Source organism: Micromonospora sp. 15K316 (assembly GCF_004348525.1).
GTDB lineage: Bacteria > Actinomycetota > Actinomycetes > Mycobacteriales > Micromonosporaceae > Micromonospora.
On sequence record NZ_SMKG01000373.1, the window covers coordinates 1 to 2,784 of the forward strand.

2 protein-coding genes are annotated in these 2,784 nt (G+C 72.7%); both read right to left on the reverse strand.

Annotated elements, in window-relative coordinates; genetic code table 11:
* Window positions 1-2,031 (reverse strand): glycosyl hydrolase family 28-related protein (locus tag E1211_RS31535; protein WP_132353806.1); only part of this gene is annotated, 2,031 nt, incomplete at its 3' end.
* 68 nt (window positions 2,032-2,099) lie between these two features.
* The coding region (locus tag E1211_RS31540; protein ID WP_207915593.1) for a discoidin domain-containing protein at window positions 2,100-2,784 on the reverse strand (685 nt) is incomplete at its 5' end.

The window sequence follows — 2,784 nt, forward strand, 5'->3', positions numbered from 1 at the left end:
GACCACCGGCGGGCGGTCGTCGCAGGTGATGGTGTTCGGCAACTGCCAGTCGGCGAGCCAGCCACCGTCGTTGCCGCCGAGGTCGGTGAGGCCGAACTCCGAGCCGGCCGGCGTGAAGTGGAACGAGCCGCAGTTGTTCACGCCGACCGCCCCGACGTGCCGCGCGTCGACGTTCTGGAAGGACGCCGAGCCGGCCGTACGGGCACTGACCACCGACGTGCCGGTGCCGTCGACCCGGATGTCGCGGAAGCGCACGTCGCCGATCGAGTAGAGGTCCTTCACCGCCCACTCGCTGACCAGCATGATCGCGTTGTAGGTGCTGTCGAGGTACGCGTCCCCGGTCACCTCGACGCGCGCGTCGATGCTGCGGTCCAGGGCGTAGAACCAGATGGCGCCGAGCCCGATCTTCCAGTTCAGCTCCCAGGTGCCGGCCCGGACCGTCGTGTTGTCGCTGATCCGCAGGTACCCGGTGAACGGCTCCGCGCCGAAGCGGGACCCGACCTGGATGGCGCTGCCCTCCCGTACCGGGTCGGCGATCAGGTTGCCGGTGACGGTGTTGTCGGCGCCGCCGTAGACGGCGATGCCGTTGGCGAGCACCGGCGACTGCACGGTGTTGCGGGCGAAGGTGTTGCGCGCGTTCGCCGTCTTCTCCGACCACATCGCCAGGCCGTCGTCGCCGGTGTTGCGGACGAAGTTGTTCGCGACGAGCGAGTCGGTCACGCCGGTGTGGAAGTTCAGCGCGTCGGCGATCTGGTCGACGATGATGTTGTCGGTGACGCGCACGTTGCGCATCGGACCGTCGAACCAGAGGCCCACCTTGGTGTGGCGCAGGTGCAGGCCGTCGATTGTCGAGTCGCTCATCGCCCCGCCGACCCCGTTCACCTGGTCGGTGTCGATCCGTTCCCGCACGTCACCCTCGATGGCGAAGTCGGAGAGGTGGACGTTGCGGCTGCCGCCGTCGGTTGCGTCCCTGCCGTAGAAGCCGACGCCGGTGTGCACCGACCCGTCCGGCGCGGGAGTGGGCAGGGCCACCTCGCGGCCCTTGATGATCGTGTACCAGTTGCCGGCGCCCTGGATGGTTACGTCGTCGACGATGATGTGCCGGTTGACCTGGTAGGTGCCGGGTGGGAGGTAGACGGGGAGCCCGGTGCGCCGGGCGACGGCGATGGCCCGTTCGATGGCGGGGGCGGCGTCGCGCCGGCCGCTCGGGTCGGCGCCGAAGGCCAGCACGTTCGCGGCGAGCAGGCGCACCTTCGGCGGTCCGACGAGTTCCGAGTCGAGCAGGTCGATCACGGTCCACGCGGCGTTGCTGCCGGCCGGCGCGGTGAGCCGGATCCGGTCACCGGCCCGGTAGGTGCGGCCGAGCAACAGGCGCTGCTCGTCGTAGAAGTGGCTCGGCCGGAAGGGCTTCTGGATCGTCGGGTACGGGGTGGTCGCCGCCGGCACGCAGGAGCACTCGGTGATCCACCAGTCGGGGTGCAGCAGGTCCGCGCCGGGGTCGTTGCTGAACGGGTACTGGTTGTAGAGCCAGGCGTACTGCGACGTCAACGTCATGGTGCGGATCCGCTTGCCGTTGGCGGCGACGTCCAGCGGCGCGGTGATGCCGCCGCCGGTGGGCGCGTCGGGAATGCTGTAGCGGACCGTGATCGCGTTGGCCGCTGCCGGCAGGGTGAACTCGACGTGCTGGCCGGGGGTCAGCCGGACCGCCCGCCGCCCGGACGCCTCCGAGGGCAGCGTGTACGCGTTCCGGTCGGGCCCGATGACCTCGCCGTTCGTGACCGCGTTCTCCGCCTCCTGCTCCAGGAAGGCGACCCGCGCGCCCCGGCCGGCGACCAGCGCCGGATCGAGGGCGGCCCGGGTCACCACCGGGCCGGCCGGGCGGGTGGCCTCCCGGGTGGCGGCGGCCCCGGCGGGCGCACCGGCCAGCAGGCCGAGCGCCGTGGCGAGCGCGGTCACGGCGGCGACCGCCGCCCGCCGGTGCCGGTGCCGGTGTCGCGGGCGCGGCAGCTCCGCGCGGGTGCTCCGGTTCATGGCAGGGCTCATCTCTTCTCGGTGGCGGGGGTGGTGCGTGGCGTGGCGACGCCGCGCAGGCCCGGGGGTCAGGCGGCGTAGACCTCGAGCTGGGAGAGCTGCCCGGCGGGCCAGCCGGTGTTGCCCGTGACGTGGACGCGTACGTACCGGGTCGAGGTGGCGGGGAACGTGAGTGTCACCTGGTTGCCGTCGGCCGGGTCGAAACGTCGGCCGGCGGAGGCGACGAGGTCGCTCCACCCGTTGCCGTCGGCGCTGCCCTGCACCGAGAGGGTCTGGGTCCGGGCCGACCACGTCGCGACCGGCGGCAGCCGGAGCACGACCCGGCCGACCGCGGTCGCCGCGCCGAGGTCGACCCGCACCCACTGGGGAAAGGCGTTGTTCGCGCTCTCCCAGTAGCTGCCCGGATCGCCGTCGACCACGTTCGCGCTGCCGTACGACTGGGTCTGGCTGCTCTGCGCGGTCGGCCGGCCCCGGGCCAGGTCGGTGAGCGTCACCGGGTCGGTGGTCACGGTGACCGCGTTCGACGGCGGCGAGGCGGTGCCGGCCGGGTCCAGCGCGACGACGGTGAAGGTGTACCCGGTGGCGGGGCTCAGCCCGCTGACCGTGGTCGAGGTGCCGGTGACGGAGGCGACAGTCGCCGTGCCCTGCCGGACCTGGTAGCCGGCCACGCCGTCGGCATCGGTGGAGGCGGACCAGGCCAGGGAGACGCTGGTGGCGGTCCGGCCGGTCACCGTGAGGTTGCCGGGGGCGGTG